Consider the following 23,350-nt stretch of genomic DNA (forward strand, 5'->3'; position numbering starts at 1 on the left):
GGTTTTTTTGTGCCTCCGGCTTGCCCCCGCCCGTAGGCGTAAGGGTGCAAATGCGTGATAATCGGCCCCATGGGAGCAAACGCGTACAAGGATGACCCCGTGCCCCGGCGGCCGGTGGATAACCGGCGACCGGGGCTGCGTGCCGTCTGGCTATTGGTGCTGGTTGGCTGGGTGGTGTTGGGCGTTCTCGGCGCGTGGGTGGTCCAGCGTGAGTTCGAAGCCGAGGTCGACGCCCATGCGGATCGACTGCAGGACACGACTGAATACGCGCTGTCGAGCCGCCAGGCCGAACTGGCGCGGATTGCCCGGATTCTTGCGTTGGATGAACGGGTGCGCGAGATCCTCTCGCAGGCACGCGCCATGGTCGAACTCGAAGGCGGCGGTGGCGGCGAGGACGGCGCGGCGAAACTGCGGCGGGAACTTGCCCGCGCGGTCACCCCGATCGCCAGCGAACTGATCCACGGTCAGGACCGCGTGATGCAGTTTCATCTTGGTCCCGAGGCGGTCAGTTTCCTGCGGGTGCACGCCCCGGATCGTTTTGGCGATGAATTGGGCTCCCTGCGCCCACTGCTTTCCCAGGTATACCGCAGTGGGCAAGGTGCGATGGGCTTCGAGGTCGGACGCGTGTTTTCGGGCTTTCGGGCGGTCGAGCCGGTCTGGGCGCCGAATCCCGGTGGATCACCCGGGGGATCGAGCCGGGTGATCGGCACCGTGGAAGTGGGCACGGGCGTCGCGCCGGTCGATAACTACCTCAACGAGAGCCTGGGCGCACGCGCCACCCTACTGTTGCCCGCCGGGATTGCCGCCGAGAACATCTGGGCGGACATGCGTGAAAAGCGTCACATCGCCCCGGTTGGCCGCGGCGACTACTACCTCGACGGGCCCGAGGTCGAGGATGTCGGGCTGGCGGCGGCGCTTCGGCACCTCGAGGGCGAACCGCCGACGCGCTGGCGTTTTTCCGCCGACGGGCGTGAGTGGCTGGCGGTCTCGCGGCCGGTGCCGATTCTCACCCAGGAAAGTCAGACGCCGGCCCAACTCGTCGCCGTCGAGCCGATCACAGACCTTTATGCGGCCATGCAGGGGCGGCTGGCGGCGCTGCTCGCCGCGGTCGTCGTCGCCTTTCTGCTGACCTCCTTGGGTCTCTGGTTGCTGTCGCGCTGGCAGCGCACCCGCTGGATGGTGGTGATCGATCGAGCCGAGGCCGAGCGCGACGCGCTGTTCGAGTTGAGTCCCCAGCCGTTGGAGCTGACCGACATGCAGGGGCGTTCGCTGCTGGTCAACGATGCCTTCCGCCACACCTTCGGCGCCGCCGAACCTGTCGACGGGCGCGGTTGGCTGGCGCGTGGGCTGGAGGGGTTGCAGCTCGAGGCATTCGAGCGCGCGATCGTGCGCGGGGAGCGCTGGAACGGGGCGCTGCGACTGCCGGCATTACAGGGCGGGTTGGGCTGGTTTCGGGTACAGGTGGTGCCGATTGCCGACGAGTCCGGTCGCCCGGCGCGCCTGTGGTGGTTCTTTCACGATGTCGATCGCGAACGGCGCGCCGCCGCCGTGGCGCAGGCCGAGCGGGATCGCCTCGATGCCTTCCTCGCGGCGAGCCCGGCGGTCATCTATACCTTCCGCGCCGATCGCCCCGACCGGCTCGACTACGTCAGCGCCAATATTCGCGAGATCCTCGGCTACACCCCGGATGCACTAATCGACGGGCCCGACTGGTGGGAGCAGACCCTGCACCCGGACGATCGCGAGCAAGCCCTGCAGGAGGGCGATTTCACGCGATGGCAAGGCGACCAAAAGCGTAGCCGCTACCGGCTATTGCGTCCGGACGGTACGCCTCTCTGGGTGACGGACCATGCCCGCCTGCTGCGCGATGCCGAGGGGCGTCCGGAGCGGATTGTCGGTGCGCTGATCGACTCGCGCGAGACGGTGGCGCTCGAAGCACGGTTGGCCGAAAGCGAGCGGTTGTATCGCTCGATCGTCGAGGGTGTCGAGGAGTCGATTTTCGTGGTGGCGGTCGGACCCGATGGCGCCTTTCGCTTTCTCACCAACAACCCGGCCCACGAACGCGCCACCGGCCTGTCGCGCGTGCAACTGGCCGGAGCCACCCCGGAGGAGATCTTGCCGCCCGAGGCCGCCGCCCACGTCAAGCGTCAGTACCGCGCCTGTCTGGAGGCGGGGCAGGCGATTCGCTATCACGAAACGCTCGATTTCCCGGCTGGTCGTGGGCATTGGCATACCACGCTCACCCCGATCCGCGACGAAAACGGGCATGTTGCCTTGATCGCCGGGGTGGCCGTGCGCCTCGAGGACGAGCGCAAAGACGAGGCCTGAGTCGATCGGGCCCTTACCTTGCAAACCTCGATGACGTCGACCATCATCCCGGCCCTTCGATATCCGAGGACCTGCGCGTGACCTTGCCTGATCCACCGTCTGCCCGCTCACAAACGACCGCCGCGCCGGTGGTCCGCGCGCGCGGCCTGGTCAAGTGCTTCGGTGCGCTGCGCGCCGTCGACGCGGTCGATTTCGATATCCCGGCCGGGCGCTGCTTCGGTTTTCTGGGCCCCAATGGGGCCGGCAAGACCACCACCCTCAAGATGCTGATGGGGCTGGCCGATTTCGATGCCGGCGAGCTCTCCGTGCTCGGACACGCCCTGCCGGCCGAGGCGCGCGCCATTCGGGCCCGCGTGGGTCTGGTGCCCCAGGGGGACAACCTCGACCCCGACTTTACGGTTCGCGAGAACCTGTTCATGTACGCCCGCTTTTTCGGCCTGTCCCGGTCGGAGGTGGCCTCACGGGTCGACGCGTTGCTCGAATTCGCCAACCTGACGCACAAGGCCGAAGCGCGGGTCGATCAGTTGAGCGGCGGCATGCAGCGTCGCCTGACCATCGCCCGGGCGCTGGTGAATGACCCCGAGGTCGTCATCCTGGATGAGCCCACCTCGGGGCTCGATCCGCAGGTGCGTCACGTCATCTGGGGGCGGTTGGCCGAATTGCGTGCCCGCGGCGTGACGTTGGTGCTGACGACCCATTACATGGAGGAGGCCGAGCGGCTCTGCGACGAACTGGTGGTAATGGACCACGGTCGCATTCTCGATCAAGGCAGCCCCGGCGAGCTGATTGCTCGCCACGTCGAGCCAGACGTGATCGAGTTGCGGGGCGCGGTCAGCGATGGCGTGTTCGCCACGTTGACCTCGATGGCCCTGCGCGTCGAGCGTCACGGTACCGCCGTCTACGTCTATACCGGGGCACCGGGCCCGATACTCGATTTTCTGGGTCAGCCGGATGGCCTGACGGTGATCCACCGTCGTGCCGGTCTCGAGGATGTGTTCCTGCACCTGACCGGACGGGATTTGCGCGAATGAAGCGCTCGATCTGGCAATTGCCGCGGGCAAGGATGGCGGCGTTTTCCGTGTTCGCCCGCAATTTTCTCGTCTGGCGAAAGCTGATCGGGCCGGCGATCGTGCTCAATTTCGGTGAGCCGGTGATCTACCTGCTGGGCCTGGGTATCGGGCTGGGGGCGTTGGTGGGCGACATCGGCGGGCTACCGTATCTCGTCTTCCTCGCCTCGGGGATCGTCGCCTCCTCGGCGATGATCTCGGTCAGTTTCGAGGGCATGTACTCGGTCTACACGCGGATGGTGCCGCAGAAGACCTTCGACGCGATCATGGCCACGCCGCTGGATATCGACGACATCATCCTCGGCGAGACGCTCTGGGCGGCGTTCAAGGGGCTGTTGAGCGCGGTGGCGATCCTGATCGTCGCCGCCCTGCTGGGCGCGGTGCCGGGCGGCTGGATGGCGCTGTGGGCGCTGCCGGTGGTGTTCCTGCTCGGACTGGCCTTCGCCGGGCCGGCCATCGTGATGACGGCCATCGCCGACAACTACGATTTCTTCAACTACTACTTCGTGCTCGTGGTTACCCCGATGTTCATGCTCTCCGGGGTGTTCTTCCCGATCGAGACCCTGCCCGATTGGATGCAGACCGCCGTGCTGGTCCTGCCGCTGACACATGCGATCGAGGTCATCCGCCCCCTGATCGTCGGCGAGCCGGTCGAGCACCTGCTCGCCCACCTGGCCGTGCTGGCCGGCTTCGCCGTGGTCGCCTATTACCTGGCCGTGGCCCTGGTGCGGCGGCGGTTATGGAATTGAAGAAGGCCGAAAGCGCAGCGTGTGAAGGGGCGTAGGAGCGGCTTTAGCCGCGAACATGCCGGGATGGCAAAGAGGTCGGGAAAAAGAAATTAGGAGTCAGAGGATGGCTTGATGCCGGAGGCGATGAGTCCAGCATTTCGCGCTGACAGCTCAGCTCTCCCAGCGTCGCCCGGTATCCAGCCGGATCACGGCCTGATTGATCAACGGACAAGCCATCAGGTAATCGACCGTCTGGCTGACGACGCCCGGGCCGGGCTCGAACGGCAGCAGGCGTCGCTTGAGCCGGTGGCGACGGTACTCGGCGTCGTCCTCCGGGTGGAACATCAGTAGGCCGGGGGCGATGGCGTTCACCCGCGTGTGCGGGGCGTAGCGCAGGGCCAGCGAGCGGATCGAATTCTCGATCGCCGCCTTCGAGGCGATGTAATGGATGTGGTCGGCTTCACCCTCGTCGATGTGGGCGTCGGTGAGGAAGATCGCCTGCCGGTCGGCGTGGCCGTCATCGCGCTCGCGGGCGGGCAGGGCGCGCTGCAGGTGTTCGGTCAGCTCGATCGGGCTGGTCACGTGCACGGTGTACATCGCCGTGGCCAGTTCCGGCTTCGCGGCGACGTCCTCGTCGCGGTGCCAGATCGAGGCGTTGTGCACGATCAGATCCAGGCGATCCGTTTGGTCGGCGACCTGCTGGGCGAATTCGGCGAGCCGTTCGCGCTCGAGCAGGTCGAGTGGCAGGGCGATCAGCCCTTGCTCGATCAGCGCGCGCAGGGCGTCGGTCTCGCGGCGATAGGTGCCGATGACCCGGTGGCCCGCGGCCAGCAGGTGTTCCGCGAGATGGGCGCCGACGCGGCGCGTCACCCCGGTGATCAGGATGGTCTGAGCGCGTGATGTCATGGGGTCACCGTGCCACCAGCTGCAGGAACTCGTTGCGGGTGGCCGCGCTGTCACGGAACTGCCCGGTCATCCGCGAGGTGATGGTCTCGGATTCGACCTTCTGGACGCCGCGCATCGCCATGCACATGTGCGCGGCGCGCACCTGAACGGCGACGCCGACGGCCCCGGTGGCGGTCTCCACTGCCTCGGCGATCTGCTGGGTCATGTTCTCCTGGATCTGCAGGCGGCGCGCGTAGAGATCCACGATGCGGGCGAGCTTGGACAGCCCGAGTACCTTCCCCTGCGGGATGTAGCCGATATCGACATGGCCGATGATCGGCAGCATATGGTGCTCGCAGAGGCTGTAGAACTCGATATTGCGCACCACCACCATCTCGTCGTTGTCCGACTCGAACAGGGCGTTGCCGATGGCGGATCCCAGGCGCTGATTCAGCCCTTGGTTGAGGTAGAGCAGGGCCTTGGCGACGCGCTTGGGCGTGTCGATCAGCCCCTCGCGGGCGGGGTCCTCGCCCAGTTCGGCCAGGATGGTCTTGACCGCACCGGCGATGGTCTCGATGCGCTGTTCGTCGGCGCCGACCGGTTCGGGAAAGTCGTCCTCGTGCAAGGCTGCCATGTCGGTGGTTTCTCTCGGTAAAAGGCAAAAAACGTCGGCACGAACTTTAACAGGTGCCCGCGGGCGTGTCTGACCCGGGCGGTTACCCAGCGATTGCCTGGCGATTGCCCAGCGGTTGGTTGGGCCCGCGCTTGCCGCTAAACTGTCGCGTTCTTTCCCAGCGCCGACACCGGCGCCCATGTCATGTTTCCAGCGCAAGGGGTTATCCCGTCCGTGAAGGCCGTAATCGAACAACGTCTCCAGGCCATCTGCCAGCAACTGGTCGCCGAGGGTGATCTGTCTGCCGAGGTGCCGGTCAAGCCGGTGCTAACGGTGCCGAAAGATCCGGCCCACGGCGATTTCGCCAGCAACCTGGCGATGCAGCTGGCCAAGCCGATGAAACGCCCGCCCCGGGCGATCGCCGAGCGTATCGTCGAGGCCTTCGCCGATCAGACGGGGGTCGAACGGGTCGAGATCGCGGGTCCGGGCTTCATGAACTTCTTCGTCGAGGCGGGCGCCGCCTTCGCCCTGATCGACCGCATTCTCGAGGAGGGCGAGCGCTTCGGTGGCTCGAACGCCGCCGGGGGGCAGCGCGTGCAGGTGGAGTTCGTCTCGGCCAACCCGACCGGCCCGCTGCACGTCGGTCACGGCCGGGGCGCGGCCTACGGTTCGGTGGTGGCGAACCTGCTCGAGGCGGTCGGGGCCGATGTCCAGCGCGAGTACTACGTCAACGATGCCGGCCGGCAGATGCACATCCTCGCGGTCAGCGTCTGGCTGCGTTACCTGGAAGGACAGGGCGAGAGCATCACGTTCCCCTCCAACGGCTATCGCTCCGAGGGCTACATCCTCGAGATCGCGACCGCGCTGGCCGACGAGCACGGCCGGCGACTGGTGGTGGGCTCGGACAAGGTGTTCGCCGATCTACCGGAGGATGCGCCGGACGGCGACAAGGAGCGTCACATCGATGCGCTGATCGGGCGTATGCGCGAGTTGCTCGGCGAGACCGACTATCAGCTGGTGTTCCGTGCCGCGCTCGATTCGATCCTGTCGGATATCCGCGCCGACCTGGCGGAATTCGGTGTGACCTACGACCACTGGTATTCGGAACAGAGCCTTGCCGATCGCGGCCTGGTCGAGCGCGGCATCGAGCGGCTGGAGGCGCAGGGGCATCTCTACGAGCGCGACGGCGCGCTGTGGTTCCGCTCGACCGACTTCGGTGACGACAAGGATCGCGTGGTACGTCGCGACAACGGCCAGACCACCTACTTTGCCTCCGACATCGCCTATCACCTCGACAAGTTCGACCGCGGCTTCGACCAGGTGGTCGACATCTGGGGCGCCGATCACCACGGTTACGTGCCCCGCGTGCGCGCCGCGCTGACCGCGCTGGGCAAGTCGGCCGACCAGCTGACCGTTTCCTTGGTGCAGTTCGCCATCCTCTATCGGGGTGGTGAGCGCGTGCCGATGTCGACCCGCTCGGGCAGCTTCGTCACCCTGCGCGAGCTGCGCCAGGAAGTGGGCAACGATGCCGCGCGCTTCTTCTACGTCATGCGGGCGGCCAATCAGCATCTCGATTTCGACCTGGATCTGGCCAAGAGCCAGAGCAACGAGAATCCGCTCTACTACATCCAGTACGCCCACGCCCGCGTGGCCTCGGTGTGGCGCCAGTTGCCGCTGCGCGGCTTTACCCATGACCCGCAGACCGGTCGCGAGGCGTACGCGCGACTGACCGAGCCGCACGAGCAGGCCCTGTTCAAGCGCCTGTCGCAGTATCCGGCACTGGTCGAGCGGGCCGCCCTGTCGCACGAGCCGCACCAGCTGGTGCACTACCTGCGCGATCTCGCCCAGGATTTCCACAGCTACTACAACGCGCACGCCTTCCTGCTGGGTGACGATGCACCGTTGCGCAACGCCCGGCTCAATCTGGTGCTGGCGACCCGGCAGGTGCTGGCCAACGGCCTGGCGCTGCTGGGCGTCAATGCCCCGGACGAGATGTAACCGTCACCATGGCCAGCAAGGGGTACAAAAAGGTGAATCGACCTCGATCGTCGGCAGGCAATCGTGGCGCCAAATGGGCGCTGCTGATCGCTCTGGCCCTGCTGGTCGGGATGGTGGTGCTGCTTGCCCGGCTGACGGCAGAAAAGAACAGCCAGCCATCCGCTCCATCGAGTGGGCAGACCGAGGCCCGCGGCGTGGAAAAGCCGCCGGAGAAGCAACCGGTCTCACCCGAGTTCCAGTTCTACACCCTGTTGCCCAAGGAGGGCAATCAGCCGCCTCGCCCCGTCGCACAAGAGGATGAGGTCCCGGACGAGGCGGCCGCCGAGCAGCCTGAGTTGAAATCGGAGGCGCGTTACGTGCTCCAGGCCGGTTCGTTCAGCAAGGCGCGCGATGCCGAGGCGCGCAAGGCGGAACTCGCGCTGCTTGGGGTGGAAAGTCGCATCAATGCAGTCGACGTGAGCGGGCAGCGCTACCACCGTGTGATGCTCGGCCCCCTGCCGGGCAAGGAAATCACCGCTCTGCGCCGTCAACTCGATCAAGCGGGCATCGAGACGACCGAGCCTCGCCGCAGCGACGGCTGATCGTTACCGGGCGGCTATTGCCCGGGCGCTATACTCGGAATACAGTGAGCCATATGCAGGGCTGTCGTGATACGGGAGCCTGCCGACAGCAAAGGCCAATTCCGAGGATGGCACATGGGCGGTGGCGATACCGCGGAGGAGATGGAAGCGGAGGCCAGCGTCAGGCGGGCGGGCCGCGTATCGCCCTCGGCGTCGATGTTGCTGCTGATCATGGTCGCCTTCCTGCTGTTCGTCCCGGTCGCGCAGGCCGAGCGAGATATCCTTTCCCAGACCCATTGGGCCACCACGCCCGAGCGCCTCTCGCCGGCCGAGGCCACGGCCCTCGATTTTCGTGCCGCCGAGACGGATTCCCTGAACCTCGGACCGCATCAGGGGCGAGTCTGGTTGCGCTTCACGCTGGATGGTGACGCGCTCGACGAGTCACGCTGGCTGTCGGTTCGCTGGCCGTATTTCCTTGATCTGCGGGTGTTTCTGCGCGATCCGGATGTCGCCGAGAGCGACTGGCTGGAGGTGCGAAAGGCCACCGAGATGGTGGGGTTGCTGGATATGCCAAGCCACCCGGGGCGGTTGTTGCCGCGGTTTTCAGGTGAGCGCGAGGTGCTGATCCAGCTGCGAGCCGATGGCCCGACGGCGCTGCGCCTGACGCTCGGCACGCTGGAAGAGGAGCGGGTTCGCACCCTGGTGCGCTACACCCTGTTCGGCGTCTATCTCGGCGCGATGCTGGGCATGGCGGCCTACAGCCTGTTCCTGATGGCGGCGGTGCGCGAGCGGACCTATCTCGGCTATGCCGCGTTCTTGACGGCCACCGTGCTCTATATCGGTCTGCGCTACAACATCCTCACTCCGTTGCTGCCCGATCTCGTCCAGTCGTGGCCACCGGCGGCGCGGGCGCAACTGGCCGTCGCCCTCATGGTCTTGTCAGGCATCTGGTTTGTTCGGTGCTTCCTGCGTACCCAACGCGATGATCGACGCATCGATGGCGTGCTGGTCGGCATCATGATCGTGGTGTTGCTGTCGGTGCCCGCATCGATCTGGCTGGCGGGGGTCGCCTCGTTCGCGATCGTGGCAACCTACGCGGTCGCCGCGGTGATGGTGATCGTCTGGGCCGCCATACGCGCCATGCGCCGTGGGTTCGATCCGGCCGCTTACCTGTTGCTGGGCTGGTCGGTGTTCGCCCTGGCCGCATTGCTGTATCTGGCCCTGCTGCTGGGCTGGCTGCCGTATGCCACCTGGCTGATGGTCGCCTTGCCGGTCGGCTCGTTGGCCGAGGCCTTGTTGCTGGCGTTCGCCCTGGGCAATCGCATTCGCCACAAGCAGCGCGAGGAGGCGGTGCTGGCGCAGGAGCGCGATCGATACCGTTTCCTCAGCGAGCAGGATGGCCTGACCGGGCTCTACAACCGCCGGGCGCTGGATCGAGGTCTGGAGCACGCGGTCGCGACCAGCCTGCGCACGGGGGCCCCGCTGAGCCTGATCGTGCTGGATACGGATCGGTTCAAGGATTACAACGATCGCTATGGCCACCTCGCCGGAGACGATGCGCTGCGTTGTCTGGCGCGCGTGATGCGGGCGAACGTACGTGATGGCGACCTGTGCTTCCGCTACGGGGGCGAGGAGTTCGTCATCCTGATGCCGGGGCAGGCGCGCGCCCAGGCGACGGTGGTCGCCGAGCGGATTCGCGAGGCCTATCGTGGCCATTCCGCCTCCGAACTTGGCACCGGCTGCACCGTGAGCCTCGGGGTGGCGCAATTCCGCGAGGGCGATACTGCCAACACCTTGCTCGCACGCGGCGATGCCGCGCTCTATCACGCCAAGGAGGGCGGACGCGATCGGGTCGAGTTGGCCCACTGACGCCCCTGCCGGAATCCCGTTGGGGGTGATAAACTCGCGGGTTTGCGCGCCGGTGTGTCGTTGATCGCTCAACGTGCGCCGCGCGGCACCGTTTCACTGCTCTGCGAGGCATAAAACAATGTCGATGGAAGATCGCGATGGCCTGATCTGGCTGGATGGCGAGATGGTCGAATGGCGCGAGGCCAAGACCCACGTGCTCACCCACACCCTGCATTACGGCATGGGCGTGTTCGAGGGCGTGCGGGCCTACAAGACCGATCAGGGCACCGCGATCTTCCGCCTCGAGGACCACACCCGCCGGCTGCACAACTCGGCGAAGATCCTCGGCATGAAGTTGCCCTACACCGAGAGCCACCTCAACGAGGTGCAGCGCCAGGTCGTGCGCGAGAACCATCTCGAGAGCGCCTACATCCGTCCGATGGCCTTCTACGGCTCCGAGGGCATGGGCCTGCGTGCCGACAACCTCAAGGTGCACGTCATGGTCGCCGCGTGGCACTGGGGTGCCTACCTCGGTGCCGAGAACATCGAGAAGGGCATCCGCATCCGCACCTCGAGCTACTCGCGCCACCACGTCAACGTCACCATGTGCAAGGCCAAGGCCAACGGGGCGTACATGAACTCCATGCTGGCGCTGCGCGAGGCCACTGCCGCCGGCTACGACGAGGCGATGCTGCTCGACACGCAGGGCTTCGTCGCCGAAGGCTCGGGCGAGAACATCTTCATCGTGCGCGACGGCATGCTCTTCACCCCCGACCTGGCCTCCGCGCTCGATGGCATCACCCGCCGGACGATCATCGCGCTGGCGAACCAGTTCGGCATCCCGGTGGTGGAAAAGCGCATTACCCGCGACGAGGTCTACATCGCCGACGAGGCCTTCTTCACCGGCACGGCCGCTGAGGTCACACCCATCCGCGAGGTGGACGACCGGCCAATCGGCAGTGGCGTGCGCGGCCCGATCACCGAGCGGCTGCAGACCACCTATTTCGACCTGGTCGAGGGCCGCTACCCGCCGCTGGCGGACAACTGGCTGGACTACGTGGAGGCGAAAGCATGAACCCGGATACCGCGTCGCACCCCAAGGATTTCGAGACCCCCAATGCCGATTGCCTCGTCGAGGTGACCCAGGCGGACCTGCCGATCTACTGCCCGCCTGCGGAGGATGCCTTGTGGAACTCGCACCCGCGGGTCTACATCCATCTCGAACACCAGGGTGACGAGGCCCGCTGCATCTACTGCAGTGCGGTCTACAAGCTGATCGACTGAACTGGCTGGTCGACTGACAGGGGGCCCATCGCGGCGGCGTTATCGCTCGCCCGTGACCCTTTCGCAGATCACCGCCGCTACCTGCCGGCTGTCATCCACCGGCTGGTAGTCCCAATGCTCGAGCGAGCCATCGAAGGCGCGTGTCACGCCTTCCTCGCGCAGTTCGCGATGGAATCGCGCCAGGCGCTTCGAATACATGCCGAAATCGATCACGTACAACGGACGACCGGTCGAGGCGGCCTCGGAGACCATCGAGGCCGAATCGCCGCTGACCACGAGATAGTCGGCCAGGGCGAGGATGCCGAAGTAGGGATTCGGTCCCTCGCCTTGCCAGAGTTGGTGCGGCACCTCACGAATGGTCTCGGCCAGGGCGCGCGTGTTGGCCTCGCCGGTACGTCGTGACGGCGTGATCAGGAGCGAGCCGCCGCTGTCCCGCGCCGCACTCGCCAACTGCTCGCCGATCTGCCGCGTCTTTTCCGGCGTGAGCGTCATGGTCCGGTTCGAGCCGCCCAGCAACACGCCGATCCAGGGGCGCGGCAGCGTCTCGAATGGGGTGCGGAATTGGCCGGCGGCCTGATCGAGCTTCGCTTGGGTGACGTGATGGATCGCCCCGCGCGTGGGCAGGACGTTTGGGCCGGCCAGCCCGTCGTGACGGGGTGGTGCCACCAGGTCGAAGTATCGTGGCGGGATCAGCGGGTCTTGGACATGGACCGTGAAGCAGCGCCCGCCACTGGCCTTGCGGATAGCGATCGAGGCCGCCGCGCTGCGGCGTCCGCAAGTGATCAGCACGCGCGGCCAGGGTGGGGCGAGATGGTCCGAGTCGGGGCTGAGCCGGTCCAGCGGCAGGGGTACCCAGTGCATCGGCAGCCAGCGCCACGGACGCGGCATGCCGATGGTCTTCTGTACCACCGGCCAGCCGGTGGACACGGCGACGGCCTCGGCCAGCCCGCGGGCCTGGTTGGCCATGCCCGCCTCGCCGGTGGTGACGGCCCAGATTTCGTTGACGATGTCGGGATGCGTCGGCATGCGGGCATGATAGCGTCTCCGGCAGACCGTCGGGGAGCATTGGGAGGAGAGGGTGAGAGAAGACGTGCAGGGAGCCAAGCGTGTGGCGCGCCGCTTGACCGTGGTGCAGATGCTGCCCGCCCTCGACGGTGGTGGTGTCGAGCGCGGCACGCTCGAGATCGCCGAGGCGCTCGTGGCGGCCGGCCATCGCGCCATCGTGATCTCCGAGGGTGGGCGACTGGTCGAGGAACTCGAGGCGTTGGGGGCCGAGCACGTCACGCTCCCCGTCGGTCGTAAGGCCCTGAGCACCCTGCGCTACATTCCGATCGTGCGTCGCCTGCTGCGCGACGAGGGTGTCGACATTCTGCACCTGCGCTCGCGCTTGCCCGCGTGGATTGGTTACCTCGCCTGGAAGGGGCTACCGAACGAATCCCGTCCGCATCTCGTCACCACCGTCCACGGTGCCTATTCGCCCGGCTGGTACAGCGCGGTGATGACCAAGGGCGAGCGCGTGATCGCCGTCTCCGACAGCATCGTCAACTACATCCGCACGAACTACCCCAAGGTCGACCCCGAGCGCATCGTGCGCATCTACCGCGGCATCGACCCTGAATGCTATTACCCCGACTTTCGTCCCGACCCGGCGTGGCTGGAGCGGTTTTTCAATGAAAATCCGCAGGCCAGGGATCGTTGGCTGCTGACCCTGCCGGGGCGCATCACCCAGATCAAGGGGCAGATGGACCTGATCGAGATCGTCGCCGGGCTCAAGGCCCGCGGTGTGCCCGTCCACGCCCTGCTGGTCGGTGGCGTGCATCCGCGCCGGCAGGAATATTGGCACAAGGTGCAGGCGGCCATCGCGGAGGCAGGCCTGGCGAACGACATCACCTGGCTCGGCCCGCGTCGCGACCTGCGCGAGATCATGGCGATCAGCGACGTGGTGCTCTCGCTGACGCAAAAGCCCGAGTCGTTCGGTCGCACGGTGACCGAAGCACTCGCCCTTGGACGGCCGGTGCTCGGCTACAATCACGGCGGGGTGGGCGAGCAGCTGGGGCAAATATATCCTGAGGGACGGGTGCCGCCGGGTGGGATCGACGACGCAATCAAGCGTCTCGCCCGCTGGTGGCAGGAGGGTGCTCCCCCGATCGTCAATCAGGTGCCGTTCACGCTTGCCCGGATGCAGGCCGAGACGCTCGACCTTTATCGCTTGCTGGCCGTCTCACACCCCTGACGACCGACCAGTGCCAGGGCCTGCCGGTAGCCCGCCTCCATCTGCGGCAGCACAGCATCGACGCAATATCGCTCGCGATAGCGGACCATGGCCTGCTGGGCGCGGGCGGTCCGGCCGGCATCATCCCGGATCGCATCCTCGAGCTGCTTGGCCATATCGTCGGCATTGTCGATCTCGCACAACCAGCCGGTGGTCTCGTCGAGCATGGTGACCGGCCCCTCGGTGCGCGTGCTGACGATCGCCGTGCCGCGGGCCATCGCCTCGAGAACCACGATGCCGAAAGGTTCATGGCGCGAGGGCAGGACGAAGACATCTGCCTGGTCGAGCAGCGGGGCGACGTCTTCCAACCAGCCCGGGAACGCCACCCGCTCGGCGATACCGAGCTCGCGCGCCAGTGCGGTCAGTTTGTCCCGGTCCGGGCCGTCGCCGGCGAGGACCAGGCGGTAGGCATCCTGATCGGGAAGGTGCGCCACCGCCCGGAGCAACACGTCGAACCCCTTCTTGTGCACGAACCGCCCGAAGGCCAGCAACTGCACGACCGTCGTGGCCTCGCCGGCCGGGCGCTCGCGCGCCGGGAACATCGAGAAATTCGGCACTACCGTGACGCGGTCATCGGCCACGCCCAGTTCGCGCAGGTGGCGGGCCTGGTCTTCGGTCGCCGCGGTGAAAAAATCGACCTGTCGGAAGTACTTGAGGTCGAGGTAGTTGTGTACGTGCGTGACCAGCGGGGCGGCAAGCCAGTGCTTGATCCGGCCGAGGTATAAGCCGGCACGGCTGAGTTGGGCCTCGACGATGTCGGGGCGGAACGCCCGGATGGCGCGCGCCAGCGGCCACAACTTCAACCAGTCGTGGTTGCCGCGCACGCGCAGCGCCATCACCCGGATGCCCGGCTGGCCTTCGAGGTGACGGCGGCTGGCGGATTCCGGGTGGGTGATCGCCAGCACCTCGTGGCCGCGTGCGGCCAGCGACAGGCACAGATCGACAAAGTAGCGTTCGGCGCCGCCGAACCCCTTGCTGAACATGACTTGGGCAATGCGCATGACGTGCTGATTTCCGTCTGGATGTCGCGGCGGGCGAGGTCCGATTGAAGGGCGGATTCTCATGGTCTAGCCGGGTTGGGTATCATCGCACAGCGCCCGGCCCGTTGGGCCGCCCGGATCCGATCCCAGGAGTTCTCGTGCCTGAATTGCTGTACTGGTTGGCCTTGCTGATTGCCGTTCTGGTAACCCTCGGTCTGCTGGCCCGCTACAACCTGTGGCGTCCGCCCCGGCCGAAGGCCTGGCCGCGTGTGCTGATGTACCACAGCGTCCGGCCAACGAACGCCTCGGCGGGCATCGTCATGGACGTGCCGCGTTTTGCCTGGCAGATCGACTGGCTGGCCCGCCACGGTGCGCGATTCGTCACCGTCTCGCAGTTGCTGGCCGCGGATGACCCACGCGGCATGGTGGCGATCACCTTCGATGACGGCTACGCCGACAACTATTGGCACGCCTGGCCGGCGCTGCGGCGGTACGCTGCACCGGCGACGGTCTACCTCGCCCCGGAGATCGAGGGCATCGAGCGGCTGACCCCGGCGATGATTCACGAACTCCAGGCCGACGGCTGGGAGTTCGGTGCGCACACGGTCCGCCACTGCCACCTGCCATCGACGGCGCCAGGGGCGGCTCGAGACGAGATCACCGACTCCCGGCGGGCAGTCGAGGCGATCACCGACCGGCCCTGCCGGAGTTTTTCCTACCCGTTCGGCAAGTACCGGCCCGAGCATGTCGAAATGGTGCGCGCCGCCGGCTTCGAGTCGGCGGTGACCACGCGCAAGGCGATCGCGCCACTCGAGCGCGTCGACCGTCTCGAGCTGCCGCGACTGTCGATGGTCGGACAGATGAACCGTTTCGAGTTCTGGCTCACCTACACGCGAGGGCGATACCGTGTCTGAGACCGATGGCAAGTTGCCGGTCAGCGTCTTTCTGATCACCAAGGACTGCGGACGCTGGCTCGACCGTGTGCTCGAGCCGCTGGCGGACTTCGCCGAGATCGTGGTGCTCGACTCGGGGTCCCGTGATGACACCCTCGTCATCGCCGAGCAATACGGCGCGTCCATCCACCACCAGGAGTTTCGCGGATTTGGGGCACAGAAGCAGGCCGCACTCGAACTGTGCTCCCAGCCCTGGGCGCTCAATCTCGACGGGGACGAGGTGATCGATGAGACGCTGTGCGCGGCCATCGCCCGCCTGGTCCGCCAGGACGATCCGGCGGTGGTCGGCGCGCGGGTGCGTATCCGCGACTGGTTCATCGGCGTGCCGGCCTCGAAGGCGGCGCGGCCGATCCGGCGGGTTCGGCTGTTCCGCCGCGAGCGTGGCCGGTTTCTGGCCCGCGAAACGGTGCATGAATCGGTGCAGTTGGATACCGACGGCGGTCGCGTGCTCGACCTGCCGGGCTGGATCGAGCATTTCGGTGTCGAGTCGGTGGCCTTGCGGGTCGAGAAGATCAACCGCTATTCCACCTACCGGGCCGAGCAGGATCTTGCGCGTGGCAAGGGCCCGTCGGCGCTCAAGCTGTTCACCGTCTTCCCGCTGCGTTTTCTCAAGAGCTACCTGTTGCGCCGCGCTTGCCTCTCCGGACGTCGCGGGCTGATCCAGTCGGTTGCGAACGCCTACTACGCCTTTTTGATCGAGGCGAAGAAATTTGAGCGGATCGAGGAACGTCGCCTGGGTATGCATCGGCCTGCCAACAAGCGGTGACCGATATGCTGCCAGCGTTACCGGTAAGGGGAGGGGATGCCTTCGGGCAGCGTCTTGAACCGCCGATGGCCCCAGAGATAGATCGCTGGGTGACGGCGGATTTCCGCCTCCAGTCGCTCGACCAGTAGCTGGGTGTCGGCGACTTCATCGCCACTGGGGATGCCCTCAATCGGCGGTTCGATCTCGAGCTCGTAGCGGTTGCCAAAGCGGCGGACGTGGTAGGGCAGGATTGCGGCCCGGCCCATGCGCGCCAGTATTGGCATGGCGGTATTGGTGGCTGCCGGCAGGCCGAAGAAGGGGATAAAGGCACTGGTCTTGCCGTGGTAGTTCTGGTCCGGCGCGGTCCAGAGCACGCCACCCTCGCGCAAGGTGCGGACCATGGCCCGAGTGTTCTCGCGATGGATCAGGTCGGCCACGTGTTTTACGCGGCCCATATTGATCAGGCTGTCGATGGCCGGGTTGTTGTTGGGGCGATAGACGGCATGCACCGGCGCATGGCGGGAGACGAAGTACACGCCCAGTTCCATGTCGGTGACATGCGCGGCGTTAAGGATCACGCCCTGCCCGGCGGCTCGGGCGGCCTCGAGGTGTTCCAGGCCGATAATGCGGTATTCGGGCACCTTGTCGAGAGCGCCGAACCAGCCCCAGAACCCCTCGCAGATGCCCGCCCCGAGGCGGGCGAAGTGTTCGTCGATGGTGGCCTCCCGCGCCGCGGTGGACCATTCGGGGAATGCCACGGCCAGGTTCGCCCGCATGACGCGGCGACGTTTCTTGAGCACGCGCGCCATCAGCCAGCCGAGCCCGCGGCCGAGGGCAAGCCGGCCGCGCTGCGGCAGGGCGGCGATCAGGCGCGGAATCAGCGACAGCAGCATGCGCGTGGCGCGCACTCGTCGGGGGAGAGGCTCACTCATGGGGCGGCATTCTAAGCGATAATGGGCGCCATGCACTTGAAGCGATTTGTCTTCCCGTTTGTCCCGCCGGCGTGCGGCTCCTTTCCTGATCTGTGCCATTGGCACCGGCGCGTGGCATGAGGCGCTGGCAGTACCAGTTGGCCTTGGGGCTGATCAGCCCGTGGCTCCTGTGGGACGCCTGGCGTCGTTACCGGCATGCCCGCCCGGGGCATCGCCGCCTGCTGGAACAGTTCGGCCGTTTGCGCGACGGGCTGCCCCAGAGCGGTTTGTGGTTGCATGCCGTCTCCCTGGGCGAGGTGCGTGCCGCGGCCATGCTGGTCACCGAGTTGCAGGCACGTTGGCCCAACCTTCCCATCGTGATCAGCACCACCACCGAGACCGGCGCCGAGGCGGCGCGCGCGCTCGGCCTACCGCATTTCTACGCCCCCTTCGATCTGGCCTTCGCGCAGCGTCGCGTGTTGGCGCGCTTGCGCCCGCGGCTGATGGTCGTGATGGAAACGGAGCTGTGGCCCAATCTGGTGCGCGAGGCGGGACGTGCCCGAATTCCGCTGGTCATCGCCAACGCCCGCCTGTCCGACCGGTCGTATCGACGATACGTCCGCTGGGGCGGTGGTTTGCTCCGGGAGGTGCTGAGCGGGGTCGATCTGATCTGCGCCCAGTCCGCCGCCGACCGGGACCGTTTCCTTGCCCTGGGGGCGGCGCATGCCGAAGACTGCGGGAATCTCAAATTCGATCTGCCGGTGAGCGAGGAAGTCGTGCCGGTGTCGGCCGAGCGTCGCCTGACCTGGCTGGCGGCGAGCACCCACCCGGGCGAAGAGGCCCAGGTGCTTGCCGCTCACCAGGCGGTACAGGCGCGTTACCCGGAGGCCCGCTTGATCCTGGTGCCACGCCATCCCGAGCGGGCGGGCGAGGTGCGGCGGCTGGTCGAGCGTTCCGGCTTGTCGATGGAGGTGTGGGCGCCTGATCGGCAGCCGGACGATCGGCCGGCGGTGGAGGTGGTTGACCGGGCGGGGCTGCTCGCGGGGCTGTTCCCCGAGGTGCCGGTCGTCTTCATGGGCGGATCGCTGGTGGCCGTTGGCGGGCATAACCCGATCGAGCCGGCGGCCGTGGGGCGGGCGGTGCTGCATGGGCCAGCGGTGCAGAACTTTCGCCCGGTGTTTGCGGCACTCGACGGGCGCGATGCCTGCCGTGAGGTGGCCGACAGCGAGGCGCTGGGGGTGGCCGTGATCGAGTGCTTTGATCAACCCGAGCGCTGGGCGGCGACGGGCGCGTTGGCGCGCGGCGTGATCGCCGAGCACCGCGGGGCGGCCGACCGGCTGGTCGATCGACTCGCTTCGTGGTTGGATTAAGCGGTCTGAAGAACGTCGACTGCCTGGCTCGCTAGGCGAGGCGGGTTAGTCCTCGCCGTTGACCGTCTGGCGGGCGCGTTCGAGCACGCGCTGCATCATCTCGGTGTCGGCCGTGCTTGCGCCGTTCTCATCGCCCCGACCCATCAGGGGCGCGATCAGGGCGTTGGTTTCCTGATCCGTGAGCTGACGATTGATGGCTGCCAGATCGGCCACGGTCAGTTGACCGGTGTCGGCCTTCAGCTGCAGCAGATTGGTGATGTAGCCGTAACGGGCGTCGAGATAGTTGGCCATGGCCTCGAACACGCGCAACTCGGCGTTCAGGACGTCGACGATGGTCCGTGTGCCCACGCCGTAGCCCGCTTCGGTCGCGACCAGGCTGGTCCGTGCGGATTCGACGGCCTGGCGGTAGGCCGTGATCTGGCTGATCGAGGTCTGCACGCCGCGGTAGCTATCCGAGGTTTGCTGGCTGACCTGGCGACGCTGCGCCTCGAGATCGTACTGGCTGCGCTGGTAGTCGAATGCCGCCTGGCGCGATTGGGCATTGATGCGCCCGCCGGTGTAGATCGGCAGGTTGAGCTGCACGCCGACCTGGCCGTTGAGCGTCTCGCTGCGGTTGCCGAACTGGCTGGGGCTGCTGTCGTAGCCGTAGCTTCCCTCGAGACTCACGGTCGGCGCGCGCTGCGAGCGGGCCACGTCCACGTTTTGTTGGGCGATCCGCGTGCCGACCACCGCGCTCTGCAGGCCGAGGTTCTGCTCAACGGCCAGGTCGATCCAATCCTGCGGATCAGCCGGCTCCGGCTTGGCGACGTCGAGGTTGGTGCGGATGTCGTCCAGGTCGGTCAGGGGCTTGCCGACGATGGTTTGCAGAGCGGCCTCGGCGTTGTTCAGTGCGTTGCGTGCCTGGATGATCTGGGCGTTGGCCTGGTCGTATTCAGACTGGGCATCGGCCACATCGGTCACCGCCACCAGCCCCACCTCGTACTGGCGCTGGGCGCGTTCGAGCTGGCGCGTGAGCGCGGTGCGGTTGGCCTTGGCCAGCTGCAGCTGGGCGTCGGCGTTCAGTACCTGGAAGTAGGCCTGGCCGGCGCGCAGGATCAGATCCTGGCGTGCCTGTTCGTAATCGATGGCGGCCTGGTGCACCTGCAGCTGGGCGATGTCGAGCTGCAGATTCTCGCTGCGGTTGTAGATCGTCTGCGACAGGCTCAGGCCGAGGTTGTGCCCGCTGCCCTTGGTGACGTCCGAGGAGTTGGGGAAGCCGCCGGCGAGCACGCGGGTGTGGGTATAGTCGACGCCGGCGTTTCCCCCGACCTGGGGTAGGAGGTCGGCCCGCTGGATGGGGATGTTCTGTTCGACCGAGAGCCGCTGCTGTTCCGCGGAGCGCAGTTGCTGGTCGTTCTGCTCGGCCAGCGCATAGATATCGAGCAGGTCGGCCGACCAGGCCGGTGTGCCGCCGACTGCAAGACCGACGCCGATGGCGACCGACAGGACGGCGCGGCGCAGCGGCCGGTTCGGGGCGATGTGCCCGCCGCGAGTGGATGCGTTGCGACTGACAGGCATGGTCGGGACACCTCGGAAAGGTTGGTCGGGAATTGATTAGCTTTCTAATGGAATCGCACGATACCCCAGCCGTTGCTTCACCGGCAAGCGGTAGCCGCGCCGCCCGTCTGGTTTGAACGGGTGCGTGTTCAAGGGGAAGAGCTTAGCGCAGAAAGGGCCGGGTTGGAGCCCCTGGCGGGCACGGGGGCTGGCGGGGTCGTGGCGGGTGTGCCACCAATCATGTCGAGGGCATCAGGTGCTGGAAAAGAGGCCGCGTTGGCCTCTTTCGGTCGGCAATTAAAGCGAGAATGCCGGTTTCGGTTCAGCGCCGATCAGGTAGCCCGTGCGGGTCTCGAACAGGGACTCGGTGTGGAACTGGGTCTCGGATTCGCGGGTAACCAGCGAGGCGGTCTGGATCGGGCCGGTGCCGGTGATCGCCAGCAGGCGTCCGCCGATATTGAGTTGGCGCAGGCTCGCCTCGGGCATCTCGGTGCGGGCACCGGTGAACACGATCACGTCGAACCGTTCGTCGTTGGCCCAGCCGTCGTGGCCATCGCCGGTCTCGAGCACGACGCGCTCGAAGCCCAGCTCTGAGAGCAGGCCGCCGGCGCGCTCGGTAAAGTCCGGAAAGATGTCCACCGAGCGCACGCTGTTGCCCAGCGAGGCCAGACACGCCGTAAAGAAGCCGGTGCCGGTGCCGATCTCGAGCACGCGCTCACCGGGCTGAACCTGCAGGTACTGCAGGATGCGACCTTCAACAACCGGCGCCAGCATGGTCTGCCCGTGGCCGATTGGTACGGCCACGTCGGCAAAGGCGTGCACCCGCTCGGCATCCGGGACGAAACGCTCGCGCGGGACGTTGAAGAACACCTCCAGAACGCGCTTGTCGAGCACGTCCCAGGGGCGGATCTGTTGCTCGACCATGTTGAAGCGGGCCAGTTCGATGTCGGTGGGCATGAATTCGGCTCTGGTTTCTGGATATTGAGTGCGCGGTAATTTACGGGTTTTCCACTGCCCCGGCAACTTCCGGCTCTTGACGGAGGTGCCGGGGCGTTCTTCTAAGTCACTGAAAGCCGTGCGGGAACTTGTTATTTGCCTGCCGCTGGGGTAGCGTCCCGACCATGATGGTGGTTGACCGGGCGATGCTCGGCGGCCACCCATCCGCAGACTAGGGGTGCCCCCCCGGCCATGAACGGCCGGTCAGGCGGCTGAGAAACACCCTTGGAACCTGATCCGGCTTGCATCGGCGTAGGGAAGTCTGTCTGGCACAACCGAGATTCCCTCCTCGTGTCCAGTCGGCGCTCGTCGTGCATGCCCCAAACAATGCACAGGTGGCATATCCATGAGCGCAATCCCCAGCGATTTCCTGCAGAAGACCGCGAAACTCTCCGAAACGGTCATCGCCCCGTTCCCGGCCAGTCACAAGCGCTACACCGTCGGTTCACGCCCCGATGTGCGCGTGCCGTACCGGGAGGTTTCCCAGACGGCCACCCAGAACGATTCCGGCATCGTCTCCAACCCGCCGATCCCGGTCTACGACACCTCCGGCCCGTACACCGACCCGGAGGTCGAGATCGACCTGCTCAAGGGGCTCGCCCCGCTGCGGGCCGACTGGATCGACGAGCGTGGTGACACCGAGCAGCTCGACGGTCCGAGCTCCAAGTTCGGCCAGGATCGCCTGGAAGACGAGAAGACCGCCAACCTGCGCTTCTCGCATATTCGCCCGCCGCGCCGCGCCAAGAACGGCGCCAACGTCACCCAGATGCACTACGCCCGTGCCGGCGTCATCACCCCGGAGATGGAATACGTCGCCATCCGGGAGAACAACCGCCTGCAAGAAATGCGTGCCGATCCGCGCTACACGAAGCTCTTGCGCCAGCACCCGGGCGAATCCTTCGGCGCGTCGATTCCCGATGAGATCACGCCCGAGTTCGTTCGTGACGAGATCGCCCGCGGCCGCGCCATCATCCCGGCGAACATCAACCACCCGGAAATCGAGCCGATGATCATCGGCCGGAACTTCCGCACCAAGATCAACGGCAACCTCGGCAACTCCGCGGTCACCTCCGGCATCGCCGAGGAAGTCGAGAAGATGGTCTGGGGCATCCGCTGGGGTGGCGACACCATCATGGATCTCTCCACCGGCAAGCACATCCACGAGACCCGCGAGTGGATCCTGCGCAACTCGCCGGTGCCGATCGGCACGGTGCCGCTCTACCAGGCGCTGGAAAAGGTCAACGGCAAGGCCGAGGACCTGAGCTGGGAGATCTATCGCGACACCCTGATCGAGCAGGCCGAGCAGGGCGTGGACTACTTCACCATCCACGCCGGCGTGCGCCTGGCCTACGTGCCGATGACCGCCGATCGGCTTACCGGCATCGTCTCGCGCGGTGGCTCGATCATGGCCAAGTGGTGTCTGGCCCACCACGAGGAGTCCTTCCTCTACACGCGCTTCAACGAGATCTGCGAGATCATGAAGGCCTACGACATCTCCTTCTCGCTGGGCGACGGCCTGCGACCGGGTTGTCTCGCCGATGCCAACGACGAGGCGCAGTTCGCCGAATTGAAGACCTTGGGCGAGTTGACCCAGATCGCCTGGAAGCACGACGTGCAGGTGATGATCGAGGGCCCGGGCCACGTGCCGCTGCACATGGTCAAGGAGAACATGGACAAGGAGCTCGAGGACTGCTTCGAGGCGCCGTTCTACACCCTCGGGCCGCTGGTCACCGACATCGCGCCGGCCTACGACCACATCACCAGCGGTATCGGCGCGGCCACGATCGGCTGGTACGGCACTGCCATGCTCTGTTACGTCACGCCGAAAGAGCACCTCGGCCTGCCGGACAAGGACGACGTGCGCGAAGGGGTGATCACCTACAAGATCGCCGCCCACGCCTCGGATCTTGCCAAGGGCTTCCCGGGCACCCAGCTGCGCGACAACGCCCTGTCAAAGGCGCGCTTCGAGTTCCGCTGGGTCGACCAGTACCACCTGTCGCTCGACCCGGAGCGGGCGCGGGAATTCCACGACGCGACCCTGCCCTCGGATGCCCACCAGGTAGCGCATTTCTGTTCGATGTGCGGCCCGCACTTCTGCTCGATGAAGATCACCCAGGAGGTCCGCGAGTACGCGGATGAAATGGGGGTCGACGAACAAGAGGCCCTCAAGCAGGGCATGAAGGAGAAGTCGATCGAGTTCGTCGCCAAGGGCAGTGAGGTCTACGGCCGCATCTGACGCCGTTTGTTTCGCAACTGGATAAACAAAACCCCGGCCA

At 66.4% G+C, this 23,350-nt stretch carries 20 protein-coding genes and 1 riboswitch; of the genes, 13 read left to right on the forward strand and 7 right to left on the reverse strand.

From position 1 onward, the window contains the following. Positions 1 to 69: 69 nt before the first annotated feature. From ABGV18_RS09580 to ABGV18_RS09590, 3 genes are all read left to right on the forward strand, one after another. Positions 70 to 2,328, forward strand: coding sequence for a PAS domain-containing protein (locus ABGV18_RS09580; protein ID WP_396585826.1), 2,259 nt, complete (start codon positions 70 to 72; stop codon positions 2,326 to 2,328). A gap of 77 nt (positions 2,329 to 2,405) precedes the next feature. Next, the gene (locus tag ABGV18_RS09585; RefSeq protein ID WP_396585827.1) at positions 2,406 to 3,359 is read left to right on the forward strand and encodes an ATP-binding cassette domain-containing protein; all 954 of its coding nucleotides are present in this window, start codon (positions 2,406 to 2,408) and stop codon (positions 3,357 to 3,359) included. Beyond that, on the forward strand, positions 3,356 to 4,144 hold the full coding sequence (locus ABGV18_RS09590) for an ABC transporter permease (RefSeq protein ID WP_396585828.1): 789 nt from the start codon (positions 3,356 to 3,358) through the stop codon (positions 4,142 to 4,144). The genes ABGV18_RS09585 and ABGV18_RS09590 overlap by 4 nt, the downstream gene beginning before the upstream one ends. A gap of 150 nt (positions 4,145 to 4,294) precedes the next feature. On the opposite strand, the gene ABGV18_RS09595 is transcribed toward ABGV18_RS09590, so the two are convergent. Both ABGV18_RS09595 and folE read right to left on the reverse strand, forming a co-directional pair. After that, positions 4,295 to 5,029 (reverse strand): SDR family oxidoreductase, encoded by a 735-nt coding sequence (locus tag ABGV18_RS09595; RefSeq protein ID WP_396585829.1) that lies wholly within the window; start codon positions 5,027 to 5,029, stop codon positions 4,295 to 4,297. Positions 5,030 to 5,033: 4 nt separating this feature from the next. Beyond that, entirely contained in the window at positions 5,034 to 5,642 is a 609-nt protein-coding gene (gene folE, locus ABGV18_RS09600; RefSeq protein ID WP_396585830.1) for a GTP cyclohydrolase I FolE, read from the reverse strand. A 183-nt stretch (positions 5,643 to 5,825) separates the two neighbouring features. Between folE and argS the strand changes: the two genes are divergently transcribed. From argS to ABGV18_RS09625, 5 genes are all read left to right on the forward strand, one after another. Continuing rightward, on the forward strand, positions 5,826 to 7,619 hold the full coding sequence (gene argS, locus ABGV18_RS09605; RefSeq protein ID WP_396585831.1) for an arginine--tRNA ligase: 1,794 nt from the start codon (positions 5,826 to 5,828) through the stop codon (positions 7,617 to 7,619). A gap of 32 nt (positions 7,620 to 7,651) precedes the next feature. Next, the gene (locus ABGV18_RS09610; protein ID WP_396585832.1) at positions 7,652 to 8,200 is read left to right on the forward strand and encodes an SPOR domain-containing protein; all 549 of its coding nucleotides are present in this window, start codon (positions 7,652 to 7,654) and stop codon (positions 8,198 to 8,200) included. 114 nt (positions 8,201 to 8,314) lie between these two features. Continuing rightward, the gene (locus ABGV18_RS09615) at positions 8,315 to 10,048 is read left to right on the forward strand and encodes a diguanylate cyclase (RefSeq protein ID WP_396585833.1); all 1,734 of its coding nucleotides are present in this window, start codon (positions 8,315 to 8,317) and stop codon (positions 10,046 to 10,048) included. 118 nt (positions 10,049 to 10,166) lie between these two features. Next, complete coding sequence (locus tag ABGV18_RS09620; RefSeq protein WP_396585834.1) at positions 10,167 to 11,102, forward strand: branched-chain amino acid transaminase; 936 nt, start codon at positions 10,167 to 10,169, stop codon at positions 11,100 to 11,102. Continuing rightward, positions 11,099 to 11,311, forward strand: coding sequence for a zinc-finger domain-containing protein (locus ABGV18_RS09625; RefSeq protein WP_396585835.1), 213 nt, complete (start codon positions 11,099 to 11,101; stop codon positions 11,309 to 11,311). The genes ABGV18_RS09620 and ABGV18_RS09625 overlap by 4 nt, the downstream gene beginning before the upstream one ends. Positions 11,312 to 11,350: 39 nt before the next feature. Here ABGV18_RS09625 and ABGV18_RS09630 read toward each other — a convergent pair whose 3' ends face one another. After that, positions 11,351 to 12,337 carry a mitochondrial fission ELM1 family protein gene (locus ABGV18_RS09630; protein WP_396585836.1) on the reverse strand — a complete coding sequence of 329 codons (987 nt, stop codon included), beginning with the start codon at positions 12,335 to 12,337 and terminating at the stop codon, positions 11,351 to 11,353. Between the two features lie 109 nt (positions 12,338 to 12,446). Here ABGV18_RS09630 and ABGV18_RS09635 point away from each other — a divergent pair, with 109 nt between their 5' ends. Further along, complete coding sequence (locus tag ABGV18_RS09635; protein WP_396585846.1) at positions 12,447 to 13,544, forward strand: glycosyltransferase; 1,098 nt, start codon at positions 12,447 to 12,449, stop codon at positions 13,542 to 13,544. Here the strand turns inward: ABGV18_RS09635 and ABGV18_RS09640 are convergent. Beyond that, a complete protein-coding gene (locus tag ABGV18_RS09640) occupies positions 13,514 to 14,584 on the reverse strand; it encodes a glycosyltransferase (RefSeq protein ID WP_396585837.1) in 1,071 nt (356 codons plus the stop codon). The genes ABGV18_RS09635 and ABGV18_RS09640 overlap by 31 nt on opposite strands. 137 nt (positions 14,585 to 14,721) lie before the next feature. Between ABGV18_RS09640 and ABGV18_RS09645 the strand changes: the two genes are divergently transcribed. Both ABGV18_RS09645 and ABGV18_RS09650 read left to right on the forward strand, forming a co-directional pair. Then, the gene (locus ABGV18_RS09645) at positions 14,722 to 15,477 is read left to right on the forward strand and encodes a polysaccharide deacetylase family protein (RefSeq protein WP_396585838.1); all 756 of its coding nucleotides are present in this window, start codon (positions 14,722 to 14,724) and stop codon (positions 15,475 to 15,477) included. Next, positions 15,470 to 16,282 carry a glycosyltransferase gene (locus ABGV18_RS09650; protein WP_396585839.1) on the forward strand — a complete coding sequence of 271 codons (813 nt, stop codon included), beginning with the start codon at positions 15,470 to 15,472 and terminating at the stop codon, positions 16,280 to 16,282. Before ABGV18_RS09645 ends, ABGV18_RS09650 begins: the two co-directional genes overlap by 8 nt. A gap of 17 nt (positions 16,283 to 16,299) precedes the next feature. Here ABGV18_RS09650 and ABGV18_RS09655 read toward each other — a convergent pair whose 3' ends face one another. Then, complete coding sequence (locus tag ABGV18_RS09655) at positions 16,300 to 17,193, reverse strand: LpxL/LpxP family acyltransferase (RefSeq protein WP_396585840.1); 894 nt, start codon at positions 17,191 to 17,193, stop codon at positions 16,300 to 16,302. A gap of 116 nt (positions 17,194 to 17,309) precedes the next feature. Here ABGV18_RS09655 and ABGV18_RS09660 point away from each other — a divergent pair, with 116 nt between their 5' ends. Beyond that, positions 17,310 to 18,542, forward strand: coding sequence for a glycosyltransferase N-terminal domain-containing protein (locus tag ABGV18_RS09660; RefSeq protein WP_396585841.1), 1,233 nt, complete (start codon positions 17,310 to 17,312; stop codon positions 18,540 to 18,542). Positions 18,543 to 18,587: 45 nt separating this feature from the next. Here ABGV18_RS09660 and ABGV18_RS09665 read toward each other — a convergent pair whose 3' ends face one another. Further along, a complete protein-coding gene (locus tag ABGV18_RS09665; RefSeq protein WP_396585842.1) occupies positions 18,588 to 20,099 on the reverse strand; it encodes a TolC family outer membrane protein in 1,512 nt (503 codons plus the stop codon). Positions 20,100 to 20,375: 276 nt separating this feature from the next. Further along, positions 20,376 to 21,035, reverse strand: coding sequence for a methyltransferase domain-containing protein (locus ABGV18_RS09670; RefSeq protein ID WP_396585843.1), 660 nt, complete (start codon positions 21,033 to 21,035; stop codon positions 20,376 to 20,378). Positions 21,036 to 21,238: 203 nt separating this feature from the next. Beyond that, a riboswitch (TPP riboswitch) is annotated at positions 21,239 to 21,350 on the forward strand. A gap of 70 nt (positions 21,351 to 21,420) precedes the next feature. On the opposite strand from ABGV18_RS09670, the gene thiC reads away from it, so the two are divergent. Then, positions 21,421 to 23,310 (forward strand): phosphomethylpyrimidine synthase ThiC, encoded by a 1,890-nt coding sequence (gene thiC, locus ABGV18_RS09675; protein ID WP_396585844.1) that lies wholly within the window; start codon positions 21,421 to 21,423, stop codon positions 23,308 to 23,310. The last annotated feature ends 40 nt before the right edge of the window (positions 23,311 to 23,350 follow it).

This window comes from Guyparkeria halopsychrophila, from assembly GCF_044582135.1.
In the GTDB taxonomy this organism is placed as follows: domain Bacteria; phylum Pseudomonadota; class Gammaproteobacteria; order Halothiobacillales; family Halothiobacillaceae; genus Guyparkeria.